We start from the raw sequence: 16,990 nt of genomic DNA, 5'->3' as shown, positions 1-16,990 counted from the left end.
ATTGAATTTCGCGGACGGGTGCGGACATGCTTAAAAGCATATGAATACCTGTAGAATTCCTATTCCGATATACTGAGGGAAAAGATATTCGAATGGAGGGGTTCACATGCTTTTTCATGAAAAAGAAAACACACATGTCACACAGGTCACTTTGAGGGTCATGGATTTGAAGCGATCCGCAGAGTTTTATACAAACATCGTTGGTTTTCAAATATGGAAGCAGTCCGATGGTGCTGTATATTTAAGTGCTGGGGAAGAAAAGCCGCTTCTTGTCCTTGAGGAGGATAAGAATGTTAGACCACCAAATAGAAAAGCGACGGGCCTGTATCACTTTGCGCTCCTTTTGCCGGAAAAGGCAGACCTAGCCGATTTGGTCAAACACTTGATCAGGAACAACACCCAGGTGGCATCGGCAGATCATCTCGTTAGTGAAGCCGTCTACTTTTCTGATCCTGATGGAAATGGTATAGAAGTGTATATCGACCGTCCTCCATCATTATGGGAATGGTCCGGTAGTGAGGTGAAAATGGCTGTTGACCCATTGGACTTTGAGGAGTTGTTCCGTTTTGAAACCAACGCCGGGTGGATGGGGATACCGGATCGGACGGTCATGGGACATATTCACCTTCATGTCTCTGATCTTGAAAAAGCGAAGCAATTTTATTGTGAAGGTTTAGGGTTCGATGTAGTGAGCCGGCTTGGTGATGAAGCCTTATTTATTTCATCGGCAAAATATCATCACCATATCGGGCTCAACACATGGAAGGGTGCCGGTGCCCCGCCTCCAGAAGATCAGGAAGCAGGATTGAAGTGGTTTGATATTCATTTTCCTCAGGATCACTCTAGGAAAGAAGCGATCCATAGAATCCGGCAAATGGGAGCTTCTGTCGATGAAAACGATGGAATGATCTATACCATGGACCCATCAAAGAACCGCGTACGGCTGCTTGTCTGAAATTTAATTTAAAACGATAATTGGGATGTTGTTATTCCCTGTTAAAAAAGCTTTCTCATGCATTCACATATTTGTCCACCCTGTCCCATATAGTGAAAAAGGGAGGAGTATAAGGGAGTGTGAGGCATGCGAAAACCTAGAGTAAAGACATTTTTATGGTTAGCAGGGATCATTGTAATGGTGTGCGCTGTGTCCTATCCGATTCAGGAAGCAAAGGATGCGTGGACGGTATGGTCGTCTCCGCTGTCCGGTAAAGTGATTGTCCTGGATCCAGGGCATGGGGGACCTGATGCTGGTGCTTCTGGTAAGGATGGTACGGAAGAGAAAGTCATTACTTTGCAAATGGCTGAATACCTTCGTGATTATTTGCAGCAAGCGGGTGCGCTCGTGTACCTCACCCGGGATGATGACAATGATCTTGCATCAGATGAAGCGGAAAAAGCGCGGCGCAGGCAGGCGGAGGATGTCCGAAACAGGGTTCAGTACATTGAAGAAAAAGAAGCGGATTTATACATCAGTTTACATTTGAATGCCATTCCATCTGAAAAATGGAGCGGGGCCCAGACCTTTTATTATCCAAAAAATGAGGAAAGTAAAACCTTGGCCAAATTCATTCAATCCGAAATCAAGGAGAATATAGGGAATACGGATCGTGGAGCTTTTGGTTTGTCTAGTATTTATATTTTAAAACACGCGAAAGCCCCAGGGGTTTTAGTGGAAGCGGGATTTTTATCAAACCCAGGGGAGCGAGAATTGTTAAAGGATAATGATTACCAAAGAAAAATGTCAGCGTCCATCTATCAAGGAGTGCTCCGGTATGTCACAGAAAGAGAGCTTCCTTCTGAAGACTGATTGAAGCAAATCACTTAGAAAGCGTTTCATATATGTTATACTAGCCATAGTGAAACATATTTCTAAGGATGGTGAACCGGCTTGTTGACAGAAGGAAAAGTACTAGAAATCCTCCATTCAATCGAAGACCCGTTTTTACATAAAACGTTGGAAGAAACCGGTGGAGTTGAAGAAATAAAAATTAAAGAAGAAAAAAATCATGTCAGCGTTAAAATATTGATTGGAAAGACAAATACAGCTGAACAGATGGAATTGCAGCAGAAAATTGTCAATGAACTGAAAAGCGGTGGAGCGGCAACGGTAGGCTTGCGTTTCGATCAGCTTCCAGATGATGTGATCCAAAGGTTCCAGCCTGAAGCGGAACAGGAGCAAGAAGCTTCTCTTTTAGGTGGAAATACAGGAACGAAGTTCATCTCCATTGCGAGTGGTAAGGGTGGCGTAGGGAAATCTACGGTCACAGTTAACCTTGCTGTAGCTTTAACACGCCTTGGTAAAAAAGTTGGGATTATTGACGCAGATATTTATGGGTTCAGTGTTCCGGACATGATGGGTGTAGAGGAGCGGCCGGTCGTACGCGGGGAGAAGATTATTCCTGTAGAACGGTTCGGGGTCAAGCTTGTATCGATGGGGTTCTTTGTAGAAGATAACTCTCCAATCATCTGGCGCGGACCTATGCTCGGCAAAATGTTGACGAGCTTTTTCAAAGAAGTGGAATGGGGCGACCTTGATTACCTGCTTCTTGACCTGCCACCATGAACCGGTGATGTGGCATTAGATGTACACTCTATGCTTCCGTCATCTAAAGAAATCATCGTAACGACTCCGCATCCGACGGCCGCTTTTGTAGCCGCACGCGCTGGTCAAATGGCCCTGAAAACGGAACATGAAATCCTTGGTGTCGTTGAAAACATGGCTTATTTTGAAAGTAAAGAGACAGGAAACAAAGAGTTCGTCTTCGGTCGAGGAGGCGGCGTGAAGCTTGCAGAAACTCTTCAGACAGGTGTTCTGGGACATGTGCCGCTTCAACAGCCCTACGAAGAAGAGGATGTTTTCGCGCCATCTGTCTACCAGACAGATCATCCAATCGGTGTCATTTACCGTAATATGGCTGCAAAAGTAATCGATAAGTATTAATAGCAAAACACGCACTTCTCAAAGAAGTGCGTGTTTTTTTGGCTTGTGGTTAGCCTTGCTGACTTTTTTCACCTTCACCGCTGCTGCCACCGCCGGATTGCTCTTCACTGCTGCTTTCTCCGCCTTCGCCGGAGGAATCAGACTTCCCACCGCCACCACTCTGCATTTTTTCCGCTGCTTTCAATAAGGTTTCGCTCATTTTCGCTTGGAAAACAGGGCTGTTTATTGTCTCTTCTATGGTTTTCTGCAGATGTGCACGGAATTGCTGCCCTTCCATGACGGTTACCATTTCCTTCATCATTTCAGGGTTTTTATAAAGCTCAATCATCAATTTTTGGTACTCAGCATCTTTCATTAATCCTTTCATCAGCTTTTTCTGCTGATCTTCAAGGACTTTACTGAATTCTTGGACGAACTTTGGATCGGAGAACAATTTACTCCAAAAAGCTTTTCCTTCTTCAGAAACGAGTGTCTTTTGGACAGCTTGCGATACAACTTCTGACTCAAGGGCCATCTGCTGCTGCATCTTCTCATCAGAAAGGACTTCAGTCATCGCTTTCTTCCCGTCGTCCGATTTCAGAATATCAACGATCATCTTCTTCGTTGTATCATAATCCGTCTGTTCGCTTGCACTTGATGCACCGCTGCAAGCAGCGAGGAGTACAAGGATTAGGACGGGACATAAGAATCGGAGTTTGGACATTTTGCATGTCCCCTTTCTTAAGTTCTCCTTACGTTTACTATCTGCGATTCGACAGAAATTATACGAAGACTGGAGGAAAAAAGCTCGACTTCGTGGTAAAATACGGTGGAAAAGTCTTTTGTATAATAGGGGGAACTTCCGTGAATAGTCGTAAATGGGTAAGGTTGTTTTTAACGACCTTATGGATCGGCGGTTTGACGACGTTGATCATCAGTTTTATCTTTAAATATGATTCTTATGCTGAAGTGCTGAAGCCGTTCCAACTTTTTGAGCTCTTTGGCTTATTGTTATTTTTTGCGGGCCTTGGATTTATATTCAGTATCATCAGTCAGATGGGTTTCTTCGCCTACCTGACAGTCAATCAGTTTGGAAAGGGCATATTTCGTTCGTTATGGACCCCGGTCCAACTCTTCTTGATCGCATTTACGCTCTTTGATCTTGTGTACTTTAGATATCAGGCTGCAGAAAACGCGTCCATCTGGCCATTTTTATGGACAGCCTTAGGTCTTCTTGGCCTTTCCGTCCTTGTTGCTTATATAAAAGCAAAGGAAACGAAGCGGCATGCATTTATTCCTGCCCTGTTTTTTATGATCGTCGTTACAAGTGTCGAGTGGGTTCCTGCTTTACGAGCCCAGGGCAGTGATTATGTGTGGTTGATGATTATTCCATTGTTCATCTGCAATGCTTATCAACTCATTTTACTTCACCGTATAACGAAAACATCTGAAAAAGCTGCCTAAAAAACAACCACCGCCCAAGAAACGCGGTGGTTGTTTTTTTAAATCGGGGTTATTCAATTTGAGTGGTCTCTGATTCTGCGCCACTGACCAGCTCAGTAATGCTTACGAATTTCAATCCTTTTTGTTTCAAACCGGGCAAGATGACCTCAAGAGCTTTCGCCGTTTGTTTCACTGAATCAGAAGCATGCATCAAGATAATATCTCCTTCTGAACCCTCATTAAGAACGGTGTCTATGATGGTATTCGTGCCTGGATTTTCCCAGTCTCTCGGATTGATGCTCCATTGCACCGCCTGCATTCCTTCGTTTTCAATCATCTTCAGAACCTCTTTATCCATATGACCATGAGGCGGGCGGATCCACTTGATTTCATCAAAACCCAGTTTCTCAAAAGCTTCCTTGGCTTGGTTCATGTCTTGTTGTACTTGTGCGGGTTTTTGTTCAAGGTAACTTTCATATTTATATCCCATCATCCCGATTTCGTGCTTTCCTTCATGAATTTCCTTAATTATATCGGGGTGACGCTCCGCCCATTCACCACTGACAAAAAAAAGTGGCCTGGACCTTGTTGGCTTCTAACTGCTCCAACACATCGTGGACCTTCTCTGTTCCCCAGCTTATATTGAATGTCAGTGCAACGTTTGAATTTTTATCGCTTCCTTGTGTCAAAGCACGGGGCTCGCCTTCATTAGAAAAGACGGGGAGTTGACTCCATTGTCCGATCCATAAGAAAAGGGCGCAAAAAAAAGGCCAAAGCCACCACAACTCCATAGCGTTTCATCCGCTCAGCTTTCCAAGTGTAGAAACTCATTGCACGATTCACCTTCCTTCCAATATGTTCTATACATATGAAAAAAAGGACAACCTATGCTAAAAACACAAGATTTAGGGTAAAAATATAGAGAGTTGTTAAAGGGAGGTCCTTTAAGGTGCATGGTTTAATGATTAATGAACAGGAACGTCGTGAAATTGAATATTTGTTAAAAAGAGAAATGGAAGAAATCACGTTTGACCTCGGAGACCACAGGATCGATCAAGGACTTAAAAGAGCAATGGAAGAAAGGTATGAGGTTCTTTTTCAGATCTTCCGCAGATTTGCAACCAGGGAAGAGTGTTTACAGTATATGCCTAGGAAAAAGAAGCAGAATTAATGCTATAATCATTTCAGCTTATCAATAATGCTAAAGGTCAGAAACTAAGCCCTGAAAGTAGATCAGGGCTTTTATTATGCGCCTTTGCTCGATAAAATAACTTTTTTAAATGAATTTCAAAAAAAGCATTGCTTTTCTTTTTTAGTCTGTGATATATTATTAAACGTTGTCGGAAAACAAAACAGCGCAGCGGAAACAAACGAATTACTTCAAAAAAGTTGTTGACACTGCAAGGCAGGCATGATAAATTATTAAATGTCGCCAAAACGACATCAAAAAACATCACAAAAAAAGTTGTTGACATAAACAACCGAAAGTGATAAACTGATTGAGTCGCTGACAAAGCGGCGAGCAAAACATTTGATCTTTGAAAACTGAACGAACCAACCAGTACGTCAAAACATTTCTTCTTTATAGAAGAGATTTGAAACAAAGCACATTCGGTGTGCAAATGAGCAAGTCAAACTTAACTTTTATGGAGAGTTTGATCCTGGCTCAGGACGAACGCTGGCGGCGTGCCTAATACATGCAAGTCGAGCGCGGGAAGCGAGTGGATCCCTTCGGGGTGAAGCTCGTGGAACGAGCGGCGGACGGGTGAGTAACACGTGGGCAACCTGCCTGTAAGATCGGAATAACCCCGGGAAACCGGGGCTAATGCCGGGTAATACTTTCTTTCGCATGAAGGAAAGTTGAAAGATGGCTTCTCGCTATCACTTACAGATGGGCCCGCGGCGCATTAGCTAGTTGGTGAGGTAACGGCTCACCAAGGCGACGATGCGTAGCCGACCTGAGAGGGTGATCGGCCACACTGGGACTGAGACACGGCCCAGACTCCTACGGGAGGCAGCAGTAGGGAATCTTCCGCAATGGACGAAAGTCTGACGGAGCAACGCCGCGTGAACGATGAAGGTCTTCGGATCGTAAAGTTCTGTTGTTAGGGAAGAACAAGTACCGTGCGAATAGAGCGGTACCTTGACGGTACCTAACGAGGAAGCCCCGGCTAACTACGTGCCAGCAGCCGCGGTAATACGTAGGGGGCAAGCGTTGTCCGGAATTATTGGGCGTAAAGCGCGCGCAGGCGGTTCCTTAAGTCTGATGTGAAAGCCCACGGCTCAACCGTGGAGGGTCATTGGAAACTGGGGAACTTGAGGACAGAAGAGGAGAGTGGAATTCCACGTGTAGCGGTGAAATGCGTAGATATGTGGAGGAACACCAGTGGCGAAGGCGACTCTCTGGTCTGTTTCTGACGCTGAGGTGCGAAAGCGTGGGTAGCAAACAGGATTAGATACCCCTGGTAGTCCACGCCGTAAACGATGAGTGCTAGGTGTTAGGGGGCTTCCACCCCTTAGTGCTGAAGTTAACGCATTAAGCACTCCGCCTGGGGAGTACGGCCGCAAGGCTGAAACTCAAAGGAATTGACGGGGGCCCGCACAAGCGGTGGAGCATGTGGTTTAATTCGAAGCAACGCGAAGAACCTTACCAGGTCTTGACATCCTTGGACAACCCTAGAGATAGGGCTTTCCCTTCGGGGACCAAGTGACAGGTGGTGCATGGTTGTCGTCAGCTCGTGTCGTGAGATGTTGGGTTAAGTCCCGCAACGAGCGCAACCCCTAATCTTAGTTGCCAGCATTTAGTTGGGCACTCTAAGGTGACTGCCGGTGACAAACCGGAGGAAGGCGGGGATGACGTCAAATCATCATGCCCCTTATGACCTGGGCTACACACGTGCTACAATGGATGGTACAAAGGGCAGCGAAGCCGCGAGGTGTAGCAAATCCCATAAAACCATTCTCAGTTCGGATTGCAGGCTGCAACTCGCCTGCATGAAGCCGGAATCGCTAGTAATCGCGGATCAGCATGCCGCGGTGAATACGTTCCCGGGCCTTGTACACACCGCCCGTCACACCACGAGAGTTGGCAACACCCGAAGTCGGTGAGGTAACCTTTTTGGAGCCAGCCGCCGAAGGTGGGGCCAATGATTGGGGTGAAGTCGTAACAAGGTAGCCGTATCGGAAGGTGCGGCTGGATCACCTCCTTTCTAAGGATATAACGGAAACGTACTGTGTTGGTTGTTCAGTTTTGAGAGATCAAACTATGAAAATATGATCTTCCTTTAATTGGATGGGCCTGTAGCTCAGTTGGTCAGAGCGCACGCCTGATAAGCGTGAGGTCGGTGGTTCAAGTCCACTCAGGCCCACCATTCAAAAAGGGGCCTTAGCTCAGCTGGGAGAGCGCCTGCTTTGCACGCAGGAGGTCAGCGGTTCGATCCCGCTAGGCTCCACCATTTAAATGTTACACCTAAACACAAGAATCTATTTTGTGTTTTATATTCAACCCTGAATAAGGGCGTGAACCTTGAAAACTGGATAAGGAATCATTGTTTCATCTAACGATGAGACAATTGATGACAAGACATCTAATTGAAATTGTAAACGTCTTTTCACGAAGATAGTTAAGTGAATAAGGGCGCACGGTGGATGCCTTGGTACTAGGAGCCGATGAAGGACGGGACTAACACCGATATGCTCCGGCGAGCCGTAAGTAGGCTTTGACCCGGAGATTTCCGAATGGGGAAACCCACTGTTCGTAATGGAACAGTATCCTATACTGAATACATAGGTATAGGCAGGCACACCCGGGGAACTGAAACATCTAAGTACCCGGAGGAAGAGAAAGCAAACGCGATTTCCCAAGTAGCGGCGAGCGAAACGGAATCAGCCCAAACCAGAAAGCTTGCTTTCTGGGGTTGTAGGACACTCCATTGGAGTTACCAAAGAGGAAGATAGGCGAATCGATCTGGAAAGGTCAGCCAGAGCAGGTAACAGCCCTGTAGTCGAAATCTTTCTCTCTCCGGAGTGGATCCTGAGTACGGCGGAACACGAGGAATTCCGTCGGAATCCGGGAGGACCATCTCCCAAGGCTAAATACTCCCTAGTGACCGATAGTGAACCAGTACCGTGAGGGAAAGGTGAAAAGCACCCCGGAAGGGGAGTGAAAGAGAACCTGAAACCGTGTGCCTACAAGTAGTCGGAGCCCGTTAATGGGTGACGGCGTGCCTTTTGTAGAATGAACCGGCGAGTTACGACCGTATGCGAGGTTAAGCAGCAGAAGCGGAGCCGCAGCGAAAGCGAGTCTGAATAGGGCGAGTGAGTATGCGGTCGTAGACCCGAAACCGTGTGATCTACCCATGTCCAGGTGAAGGTCAGGTAACACTGACTGGAGGCCCGAACCCACGTAAGTTGAAAATTACGGGGATGAGGTGTGGGTAGGGGTGAAATGCCAATCGAACACGGAGATAGCTGGTTCTCTCCGAAATAGCTTTAGGGCTAGCCTCAGAATAGAAAGTCATGGAGGTAGAGCACTGATTGGACGAGGGGCCCCTATCGGGTTACCGAATTCAGTCAAACCGAATGCCATAGACTTTGTTCTGGGAGTCAGACCGTGGGTGATAAGGTTCATGGTCGAGAGGGAAACAGCCCAGACCGCCAGCTAAGGTCCCAAAGTGTGTGTTAAGTGGAAAAGGATGTGGAGTTGCTTAGACAACTGGGATGTTGGCTTAGAAGCAGCCATCATTCAAAGAGTGCGTAATAGCTCACTGGTCGAGTGACTCTGCGCCGAAAATGTACCGGGGCTAAACACACCACCGAAGCTGCGGATTGATCTTATGATCAGTGGTAGGAGAGCGTTCTAAGGGCCGTGAAGTCAGACCGTAAGGACTGGTGGAGCGCTTAGAAGTGAGAATGCCGGTATGAGTAGCGAAAAAAGAGTGAGAATCTCTTTCACCGAATGCCTAAGGTTTCCTGAGGAAGGCTCGTCCTCTCAGGGTTAGTCGGGACCTAAGCCGAGGCCGAAAGGCGTAGGCGATGGACAACAGGTTGATATTCCTGTACCACCTCCTTTCCGTTTGAACGACGGGGGGACGCAGGAGGATAAGGAGAGCGCGCCACTGGATGTGCGCGTCCAAGCAGTGAGACGGTCGGATAGGCAAATCCGTCCGGCAACGTCAAGCTGTGATGGGGAGGGAAATATAGTACCGAAGCTCCTGAGTTCACACTGCCAAGAAAATCCTCTAGTGAGGAAAGAGGTGCCCGTACCGCAAACCGACACAGGTAGGCGAGGAGAGGATCCTAAGGTGAGCGGGAGAACTCTCGTTAAGGAACTCGGCAAAATGACCCCGTAACTTCGGGAGAAGGGGTGCTCCTCTGCCGAGGAGCCGCAGTGAAAAGGCCCAAGCGACTGTTTACCAAAAACACAGGTCTCTGCGAAGCCGTAAGGCGAAGTATAGGGGCTGACACCTGCCCGGTGCTGGAAGGTTAAGGGGATGCGTTAGCTTATGCGAAGCGTTGAACCGAAGCCCCAGTAAACGGCGGCCGTAACTATAACGGTCCTAAGGTAGCGAAATTCCTTGTCGGGTAAGTTCCGACCCGCACGAAAGGTGCAACGACTTGGGCACTGTCTCAACGAGAGACCCGGTGAAATTATACTATGTGTGAAGATGCACATTACCCGCGACAGGACGGAAAGACCCCGTGGAGCTTTACTGTAGCCTGATATTGAATGTTGGTACAGCTTGTACAGGATAGGTAGGAGCCTTGGAAGCCGGAGCGCTAGCTTCGGTGGAGGCGCTGGTGGGATACTACCCTGGCTGTACGGACATTCTAACCCAGGACCGTAATCCGGTCCGGAGACAGTGTCAGGTGGGCAGTTTGACTGGGGCGGTCGCCTCCCAAAAGGTAACGGAGGCGCCCAAAGGTTCCCTCAGAATGGTTGGAAATCATTCGCAGAGTGTAAAGGCACAAGGGAGCTTGACTGCGAGACCTACAAGTCGAGCAGGGACGAAAGTCGGGCTTAGTGATCCGGCGGTTCCGCATGGAAGGGCCGTCGCTCAACGGATAAAAGCTACCCCGGGGATAACAGGCTTATCTCCCCCAAGAGTCCACATCGACGGGGAGGTTTGGCACCTCGATGTCGGCTCATCGCATCCTGGGGCTGTAGTCGGTCCCAAGGGTTGGGCTGTTCGCCCATTAAAGCGGTACGCGAGCTGGGTTCAGAACGTCGTGAGACAGTTCGGTCCCTATCCGTCGTGGGCGTTGGAAATTTGAAAGGAGCTGTCCTTAGTACGAGAGGACCGGGATGGACACACCGCTGGTGTACCAGTTGTTCCGCCAGGAGCATCGCTGGGTAGCTACGTGTGGTCGGGATAAGTGCTGAAAGCATCTAAGCATGAAGCCCCCCTTGAGATGAGATTTCCCTTACCTATAAGGTAATAAGATCCCTCAGAGACGATGAGGTTGATAGGTCCGAGGTGGAAGCGTGGTGACACGTGGAGCTGACGGATACTAATGGATCGATGACTTATCTATCTGATTTCAATCATTCGTGAATGACAATTGCTTTTCAAACAAGATGTTTCCTTATCCAGTTTTGAGGGTTCACCTCAAACTTTATATTGATGTGGTGGTGAAGGCGAAGAGGTCACACCTGTTCCCATGCCGAACACAGCAGTTAAGCTCTTCAGCGCCGATGGTAGTCGGGTTTACCCCCGTGAGAGTAGGACGCCGCCACATTGATTCTCTTTCCTTATTAATGCTTTTGATGAATGAACATTATTCCAACGTAGCTCAGTGGTAGAGCAATCGGCTGTTAACCGATCGGTCGTAGGTTCGAATCCTACCGTTGGAGCCACTTGCTTCCATAGCTCAGTGGTAGAGCACTTCCATGGTAAGGAAGGGGTCGCCGGTTCAAATCCGGCTGGAAGCTCTGAGAAACTATCAAACACATGGCCCGTTGGTCAAGTGGTTAAGACACCGCCCTTTCACGGCGGTAACACGGGTTCGAATCCCGTACGGGTCACCACTTATCGGAGGATTAGCTCAGCTGGGAGAGCACTTGCCTTACAAGCAAGGGGTCGCAGGTTCGAACCCTGCATCCTCCACCATTAAATTCATAAGCCGGCCTAGCTCAACTGGCAGAGCAACTGATTTGTAATCAGTAGGTTGGGGGTTCAAGTCCTCTGGCCGGCACCACTTATTTAGTCAAAGTGGAGGGATAGCGAAGTTGGCCAAACGCGGCGGACTGTAAATCCGCTCCCATCGGGTTCGTAGGTTCGAGTCCTACTCCCTCCACCATTTTTTCATTGACGATAACGGCTGACATTCATGATCAGCTATTTTTTATGAAAATAAACATTCCTTGTATAATGATCTTTTGATGGTCAATACTATTTTTGTAACTGTTGGGCCATAGCCAAGCGGTAAGGCAACGGTTTTTGGTACCGTCATGCGCTGGTTCGAATCCAGCTGGCCCAGCCATTTTTTTAAGATGTTATACTGGAAGTCATTTTATTATGAGCCATTAGCTCAGCTGGTAGAGCATCTGACTTTTAATCAGAGGGTCGAAGGTTCGAATCCTTCATGGCTCATCTTTCAATTTTATATGCGGGAGTAGTTCAGTGGTAGAACACCACCTTGCCAAGGTGGGGGTCGCGGGTTCGAATCCCGTCTCCCGCTCCATACGGGGCCTTAGCTCAGCTGGGAGAGCGCCTGCTTTGCACGCAGGAGGTCAGCGGTTCGATCCCGCTAGGCTCCACTCTTTGAACCTGACATCAATCGTTGATGTCAGGTTTTTTATTTTTCCTTTTTTCCTTCCTCTGTTTCATTCGGGTCCGTCTGTTATGCGTATAGGTTCGATACTCTTTTCTATCGGTAATTATAAAAAAGTTTAGTACCTCGCCATCCAATCCAACCCATAATATGGTAAATGGGTCGAAACCTTGTAAACATGCATGATTACATACGTTTTCATACTGGTTTTCGTATATATATGCACAAACATGTCCAGTTGAGTCATAACGGGAAAAACGGATACAATTATAGTAGAGAAAAAAGGAGGAACTTTAATGAATAAACAGCTTTCAGTTATCGGTGTACCTATGGACCTTGGACAGATGCGTCGAGGCGTGGATATGGGACCAAGTGCTATTCGTTATGCAGGTATGGTTGAACGTCTAGAGCAATTGAAATATAACATTGAAGATCTAGGGGACATTGAGATTCCTCGCCCAAAACATAATACAGATGAAAAACAGGATAATTTACGTAACTTGAATGAAATTGCCGAAGGAAGCCGTCGTCTTGCAAAAGCGGTAGATGAGGTAGTAGAAAATAAACGTTTCCCACTTGTACTTGGGGGAGATCATAGTATAGCTATGGGGACTCTTGCAGGAGTTGCGAAACATTATGAAAATCTTGGAGTCATCTGGTATGATGCTCACGGCGATTTAAACACAGGCGACAGCTCGCCTTCTGGTAACATTCATGGGATGCCATTAGCTGTAAGCTTAGGGATCGGCCACGAAAAATTGACGAGTATCCATGATTATGAACCGAAGATTAAACCAGAAAATATAGTGATTATCGGAGCACGTTCTCTCGATGAAGGAGAACGAGTGCTTATTGAAGAGAAGGGCATTAAAGTCTATACGATGCATGAAGTGGATCGTATGGGGATGACCCAAGTGATGGAAGAAACAGTGGATTATTTGAAAGATCGTACCGATGGGGTTCATTTAAGCCTGGACCTTGATGGACTGGACCCTAACGAAGCTCCTGGCGTGGGAACACCGGTAATGGGTGGATTAAGCTACCGTGAGAGTCACCTAGCTATGGAAATGCTTCATCAGTCAGGGATGATCACATCCGCGGAATTTGTAGAAGTGAATCCGATTCTCGATGAAAAAAATAAAACCGCTAGCGTAGCGGTAGGTTTAATGGGTTCTCTATTTGGTGAGAGCTTGAAATAAATAAACGATCCCTAGCAGTAACCCGCTCTTTGCAAGGTGGGTTGCTGTTTTTTATAGGTTGCTTCATCGTATTCATTTAACAGGTTATCTAATTTCACACTCACTTGTACGACTTCCGGCGAGCTCAACTTATGGAGGCTGGCTAAGCGAATCATTTCCATACGACAAGCTTCGATTTCTTTCTTCAAAGCGGACTCTCGCTGCATATTAAATTTCCTCCTAAGAAATTTTTTACATTTACAGCTTTATAACCGATACTAAAAAAAAGTTAAACTTATATTAGCTAAAAAAATATTAAATTTATGAAACTTTGTGGCGAGGTCATCCGTAAAGGTTATCGACCGCACGTATAGCGGAGGTATTAGAAGATGGAAACCATGATTAAGCAAAAAATAAAAGAAGTGAAAAAAGGCAATCAATCCGCTTTCGAAGACATTGTATCTTTTTACCAGAATAAAGTTTTTCATATTTGTCTGCGAATGGTTGGGAACTCGTATGAAGCTGAAGACCTGGCCCAGGAAGCCTTTATTAGAGCCTACACGAATCTTCATACGTTTGATGAGAAACGGAAATTCTCCACTTGGTTGTATAGAATAGCAACGAATCTGTCGATTGACCGTATCCGTAAAAAAAAGCCGGACTATCATCTGGATGCAGAAGTGAAGGGGACGGAAGGGTTAGATATGTATTCGCAATTAGCTGCCGACCAAGCTCTACCTGAAGAAGAAGTGGAAAGCCTTGAATTACAGTCTTATATCCACAAAGAAATATTAGCGCTTCCTCCTAAATATCGTAGTGTCATTGTGCTTCGTTATTTAGATGAGCTTGCTCTTCAAGAGATTGCGGAGGTGCTTGATATTCCAGTAGGGACAGTTAAGACGAGGGTCCACCGAGGTAGAGAGGCTTTACGTAAGAGGCTTCGACATGTGTGAAGGAGTTGAGAGGGAATGAATTGCAAGAGAGAAGCCATTGAACTTATGCATAAGTATCTGGATGGTGAATTAAATAAAGAAGAAGAGAGACGATTGAGAGATCATTTACAAGGCTGCCAAAGCTGCCAACATCACTTTCATGAGTTAAAGAGAACGACCACTCTGATCAAGAACACCACACCTGTTTCTGCGCCGCCACGTTTTACTGCGAATGTGATGGCGAATTTGCCGAAAGAGAAGAAACGGAAGAACTACATTCGTAAGTTCCAGCGGCACCCTTTGCTTACAGCTGCTGCTGTCTTTTTTATATTGATGTTCGGTGGCATATTTACCGAATGGAATCAGGACCAGCAAGTGACGGTATCTAAGCAGGAGAATCTGGAAATACGTGATCATACGGTCATTGTACCGGAAGGCGTTACGGTTGAAGGGGATTTAGTTGTTAGAAATGGAGACTTGCGGATCGACGGAAAAGTCGATGGGGACATTACCCTGATCAATGGAGACATTCTTAACACCCCATCCGGACAAGGAGGAAAAAATGATGAACTTGACCGGAACAATCTCAGAGCCTATTCAGGGGAATTGACCGAAGTGAACCAGGTTTACGAATGGGTCTGGTATCATACGAAGAAAACTTTCAAGGCGATTTTCTCATTTGAGTCGGATTAAATAAAGCAAGGAGGCCAACGCTTCCTTGCTTTATTTTATTGAACAGAAAGGAGCATAAGTTTCCCTGAAACAACCAAAATGGTACAGAACCGTATAGGTCTGTCGTCAGGACGGTATGTTCTCCATATATACGGGAAAGGTTATGTGATATAATGGTAAATGTGAATTTTTAAGTTTTATTATATCTAAAAGGAAGTGTAGGCATGCTTGATGGGGGATTGGATGTTTTAGATTATTTTTTGATTACTGTGGATATCGCCCTTGTCTGGTTTGTTGTATATAAATTAATCATGCTGATCCAGGGAACGAAGGCCGTTCAGCTATTAAAAGGTATTTTCGTTATTCTGGGTATATGGTTGTTGAGTAATTTATTTGGACTGACCACATTAAGGTGGCTGATGTCACAAGCGATTACGTGGGGTTTCCTCGCGATTATCATTTTGTTCCAGCCTGAACTCAGAAGAGCTTTAGAACAACTTGGACGGGGAAGTTTCTTCAGCAGGAACACTTCAGAAGAAGAAGACACCGAGAAAACCTTACAGGCCATCATTAAGTCCTGTAACTATATGGCCAAACGCCGAATTGGTGCATTGATTACGATTGAACGTGACACAGGTATGGGGGATTACGTAGAAACAGGCATCCGTGTCGGTGGGCACTTGTCGAGCGAATTGCTTACGAATATCTTCATACCGAACACTCCTCTCCACGATGGAGCGGTCATACTTAAAAATGATGAAATTGTCGCTGCGGCCTGTTATCTCCCACTTTCAGAGAGTCCTTTTATTTCGAAGGAACTTGGGACGAGGCACAGAGCGGCTATGGGGATCAGTGAGGTGACAGATGCTTTAACGATCGTCGTTTCTGAAGAGACAGGTGCTATTTCCTGTACGAAGAACGGAGAATTGCATCGCGACCTTGATCAAGTGAAACTGGAAGAGATTTTACGTACAGAATTAGATTACTCCGCCCCTGCGGTGAAAAGTTGGAACTGGAGGGGGAAGAAGAATGGATAATTGGTTCAAAAGTGTATGGTTTATAAGAATTATATCCCTTATGCTTGCTGGTCTTCTTTGGGTGACGGTGAATGTGGATAACAATATGGACTCTGATTCTTTGTTCTTTAACCAGTCATCCTCTGACATGGAAGTGATGGAAAACATTCCGTTGGAAATCAGGTTTGATAGTGAAGAATATGTGGTCAGTGGAATCCCTCAGGAAGTCTCTGTCTCTGTGGAGGGGCCGACCTCTGCTGTTGCTCCTGTTTCCAGACAGAAGAATTTTACGGTTTTTGTAGATTTGAATGGACTTGGTCCGGGTACACATGAGGTGTCCTTACAGCACTCAGGGATATCCAACCAGCTTGCAGTCACACTCAATCCAAAAATCATTGAAGTGACGATTGAGGAAAAAGTAACCGAAGATTATGAAGTGAACATTGATTATATCAACCAAGGAAACCTGGATAGTGCGCTTGAGCTTGGTGAACCAGAAGTGGATCCTTCAGAAGTTGCCATTACGGGAGCTTCATCGGTCATTGAGCGTGTAGCCTCTGTGAAAGCGATCATTGATGTCGGAGGGGCTACAGAGTCGATTGAAACGCAGGAAGCTCCTGTGAAGGTTTATGATAATCAGGGGAATGAGTTGAATGTCCTCGTGGACCCAACGACTGTGAACGTATCTGTTCCGATCTCCACACGGACGAAAAGCGTCCCGTTAAATGTCGCCGCTCGTGGAGGAAATACGGAAGGGGTACTGATTGAATCGGTCAGTACGGAAACAGAAGAAGTCACCATTTCCGGACCGAAGGAAGTACTCGATGGCATTGAGGCGCTTCCTGAAGTACCAGTCGATGTATCAGAAGTGACTGAAAATCAAACGGTGGAAGTCGATATTCCGCTCCCTGAAGGAGTGACTTCTGTTCAACCTGAAACGATTGAAGTGGACATTGAAGTCGTTGAAGGCGAAGCGGGAAATGACGAAAACGGCTCAGATCAACGATAACGGATCAATCGTGAGAACATAGATCAATGGAAAGTATAGAAAGAGAG

General features: G+C 46.3%; 12 protein-coding genes, 12 tRNA genes, 3 rRNA genes and 1 pseudogene. 25 read left to right on the top strand and 3 right to left on the bottom strand.

Features of this window, described 5'->3' with window-relative positions:
- The first annotated feature begins 106 nt into the window (after positions 1-106).
- The 3 genes and pseudogenes from LC065_RS03900 to LC065_RS03890 all read left to right on the top strand — a co-directional run bounded on the left by LC065_RS03900 (position 107) and on the right by LC065_RS03890 (position 2,941).
- The gene (locus LC065_RS03900) at positions 107-955 is read left to right on the top strand and encodes a VOC family protein (RefSeq protein ID WP_226594773.1); all 849 of its coding nucleotides are present in this window, start codon (positions 107-109) and stop codon (positions 953-955) included.
- Between the two features lie 126 nt (positions 956-1,081).
- A complete protein-coding gene (gene cwlD / locus LC065_RS03895) occupies positions 1,082-1,807 on the top strand; it encodes an N-acetylmuramoyl-L-alanine amidase CwlD (RefSeq protein WP_226594775.1) in 726 nt (241 codons plus the stop codon).
- An 81-nt stretch (positions 1,808-1,888) separates the two neighbouring features.
- Positions 1,889-2,941, top strand: a pseudogene (locus LC065_RS03890) (P-loop NTPase).
- A 49-nt stretch (positions 2,942-2,990) separates the two neighbouring features.
- Here LC065_RS03890 and gerD read toward each other — a convergent pair.
- A complete protein-coding gene (gerD, locus tag LC065_RS03885; protein ID WP_226594780.1) occupies positions 2,991-3,644 on the bottom strand; it encodes a spore germination lipoprotein GerD in 654 nt (217 codons plus the stop codon).
- A 140-nt stretch (positions 3,645-3,784) separates the two neighbouring features.
- On the opposite strand from gerD, the gene LC065_RS03880 reads away from it, so the two are divergent.
- Entirely contained in the window at positions 3,785-4,384 is a 600-nt protein-coding gene (locus LC065_RS03880; protein ID WP_226594782.1) for a KinB-signaling pathway activation protein, read from the top strand.
- A 49-nt stretch (positions 4,385-4,433) separates the two neighbouring features.
- Here the strand turns inward: LC065_RS03880 and LC065_RS20370 are convergent, their stop codons facing one another.
- Positions 4,434-4,883, bottom strand: a complete 450-nt coding sequence (locus LC065_RS20370; protein ID WP_371933440.1) for a polysaccharide deacetylase family protein — start codon at positions 4,881-4,883, stop codon at positions 4,434-4,436.
- 429 nt (positions 4,884-5,312) lie between these two features.
- Between LC065_RS20370 and LC065_RS03870 the strand changes: the two genes are divergently transcribed.
- The 17 genes from LC065_RS03870 (at position 5,313) to rocF (ending at position 13,335) form a co-directional block, all read left to right on the top strand.
- Positions 5,313-5,534 carry a hypothetical protein gene (locus tag LC065_RS03870; RefSeq protein WP_089654407.1) on the top strand — a complete coding sequence of 74 codons (222 nt, stop codon included), beginning with the start codon at positions 5,313-5,315 and terminating at the stop codon, positions 5,532-5,534.
- A gap of 472 nt (positions 5,535-6,006) precedes the next feature.
- Positions 6,007-7,572 (top strand): 16S ribosomal RNA (locus tag LC065_RS03865).
- Between the two features lie 85 nt (positions 7,573-7,657).
- A tRNA-Ile gene (locus tag LC065_RS03860) sits at positions 7,658-7,734 on the top strand.
- A gap of 8 nt (positions 7,735-7,742) precedes the next feature.
- Positions 7,743-7,818, top strand: a tRNA-Ala gene (locus LC065_RS03855).
- 166 nt (positions 7,819-7,984) lie between these two features.
- A 23S ribosomal RNA gene (locus tag LC065_RS03850) occupies positions 7,985-10,897 on the top strand.
- A gap of 90 nt (positions 10,898-10,987) precedes the next feature.
- Positions 10,988-11,101 (top strand): 5S ribosomal RNA (gene rrf / locus LC065_RS03845).
- The 16S, 23S and 5S rRNA genes sit together here with 12 tRNA genes alongside, the layout of an rRNA operon.
- Before the next feature lie 43 nt (positions 11,102-11,144).
- Positions 11,145-11,219 (top strand) — tRNA-Asn (locus LC065_RS03840).
- Between the two features lie 3 nt (positions 11,220-11,222).
- A tRNA-Thr gene (locus tag LC065_RS03835) sits at positions 11,223-11,294 on the top strand.
- 21 nt (positions 11,295-11,315) lie between these two features.
- Positions 11,316-11,390 (top strand) — tRNA-Glu (locus LC065_RS03830).
- 6 nt (positions 11,391-11,396) lie between these two features.
- Positions 11,397-11,472 (top strand) — tRNA-Val (locus LC065_RS03825).
- 12 nt (positions 11,473-11,484) lie between these two features.
- Positions 11,485-11,560: transfer RNA gene (locus tag LC065_RS03820), tRNA-Thr, on the top strand.
- Between the two features lie 16 nt (positions 11,561-11,576).
- Positions 11,577-11,662 (top strand) — tRNA-Tyr (locus LC065_RS03815).
- Positions 11,663-11,770: 108 nt separating this feature from the next.
- Positions 11,771-11,845, top strand: a tRNA-Gln gene (locus LC065_RS03810).
- A gap of 37 nt (positions 11,846-11,882) precedes the next feature.
- Positions 11,883-11,955 (top strand) — tRNA-Lys (locus LC065_RS03805).
- A gap of 16 nt (positions 11,956-11,971) precedes the next feature.
- A tRNA-Gly gene (locus LC065_RS03800) sits at positions 11,972-12,046 on the top strand.
- Positions 12,047-12,049: 3 nt separating this feature from the next.
- Positions 12,050-12,122: transfer RNA gene (locus tag LC065_RS03795), tRNA-Ala, on the top strand.
- Positions 12,123-12,432: 310 nt separating this feature from the next.
- Positions 12,433-13,335 carry an arginase gene (rocF, locus tag LC065_RS03790; RefSeq protein WP_226594381.1) on the top strand — a complete coding sequence of 301 codons (903 nt, stop codon included), beginning with the start codon at positions 12,433-12,435 and terminating at the stop codon, positions 13,333-13,335.
- Positions 13,336-13,346: 11 nt separating this feature from the next.
- Here the strand turns inward: rocF and LC065_RS03785 are convergent, their stop codons facing one another.
- Positions 13,347-13,541: an aspartyl-phosphate phosphatase Spo0E family protein gene (locus LC065_RS03785; RefSeq protein ID WP_226594385.1), complete on the bottom strand. Its 195-nt coding sequence runs from the start codon at positions 13,539-13,541 to the stop codon at positions 13,347-13,349.
- A 162-nt stretch (positions 13,542-13,703) separates the two neighbouring features.
- On the opposite strand from LC065_RS03785, the gene sigW reads away from it, so the two are divergent.
- From sigW to LC065_RS03765, 4 genes are all read left to right on the top strand, one after another.
- Positions 13,704-14,267 carry an RNA polymerase sigma factor SigW gene (gene sigW, locus LC065_RS03780; RefSeq protein WP_146818059.1) on the top strand — a complete coding sequence of 188 codons (564 nt, stop codon included), beginning with the start codon at positions 13,704-13,706 and terminating at the stop codon, positions 14,265-14,267.
- A 15-nt stretch (positions 14,268-14,282) separates the two neighbouring features.
- Positions 14,283-14,939: a zf-HC2 domain-containing protein gene (locus LC065_RS03775; RefSeq protein ID WP_226594387.1), complete on the top strand. Its 657-nt coding sequence runs from the start codon at positions 14,283-14,285 to the stop codon at positions 14,937-14,939.
- 203 nt (positions 14,940-15,142) lie between these two features.
- Positions 15,143-15,955 carry a diadenylate cyclase CdaA gene (gene cdaA / locus LC065_RS03770; protein ID WP_089652931.1) on the top strand — a complete coding sequence of 271 codons (813 nt, stop codon included), beginning with the start codon at positions 15,143-15,145 and terminating at the stop codon, positions 15,953-15,955.
- Positions 15,948-16,943, top strand: coding sequence for a CdaR family protein (locus LC065_RS03765; protein ID WP_226594390.1), 996 nt, complete (start codon positions 15,948-15,950; stop codon positions 16,941-16,943). Before cdaA ends, LC065_RS03765 begins: the two co-directional genes overlap by 8 nt.
- Positions 16,944-16,990 lie beyond the last annotated feature (47 nt).

Origin of the sequence: Halobacillus litoralis (genome assembly GCF_020524085.2) — a bacterium.
Classification (GTDB): Bacteria; Bacillota; Bacilli; order Bacillales; family Halobacillaceae; genus Halobacillus; species Halobacillus litoralis_E.
This window is presented reverse-complemented; position numbering and strand designations above follow the sequence as displayed.

Coding starts and splice junctions, on each gene's coding strand:
- LC065_RS03900 (WP_226594773.1), top strand. CDS start 107: ATGCTTTTTCATGAAAAAGAAAACACACATGTCACACAGGTCACTTTG.
- cwlD (WP_226594775.1), top strand. CDS start 1,082: ATGCGAAAACCTAGAGTAAAGACATTTTTATGGTTAGCAGGGATCATT.
- gerD (WP_226594780.1), bottom strand. CDS start 3,644: ATGTCCAAACTCCGATTCTTATGTCCCGTCCTAATCCTTGTACTCCTC.
- rocF (WP_226594381.1), top strand. CDS start 12,433: ATGAATAAACAGCTTTCAGTTATCGGTGTACCTATGGACCTTGGACAG.
- LC065_RS03785 (WP_226594385.1), bottom strand. CDS start 13,541: ATGCAGCGAGAGTCCGCTTTGAAGAAAGAAATCGAAGCTTGTCGTATG.
- sigW (WP_146818059.1), top strand. CDS start 13,704: ATGGAAACCATGATTAAGCAAAAAATAAAAGAAGTGAAAAAAGGCAAT.
- LC065_RS03775 (WP_226594387.1), top strand. CDS start 14,283: ATGAATTGCAAGAGAGAAGCCATTGAACTTATGCATAAGTATCTGGAT.
- cdaA (WP_089652931.1), top strand. CDS start 15,143: ATGCTTGATGGGGGATTGGATGTTTTAGATTATTTTTTGATTACTGTG.
- LC065_RS03765 (WP_226594390.1), top strand. CDS start 15,948: ATGGATAATTGGTTCAAAAGTGTATGGTTTATAAGAATTATATCCCTT.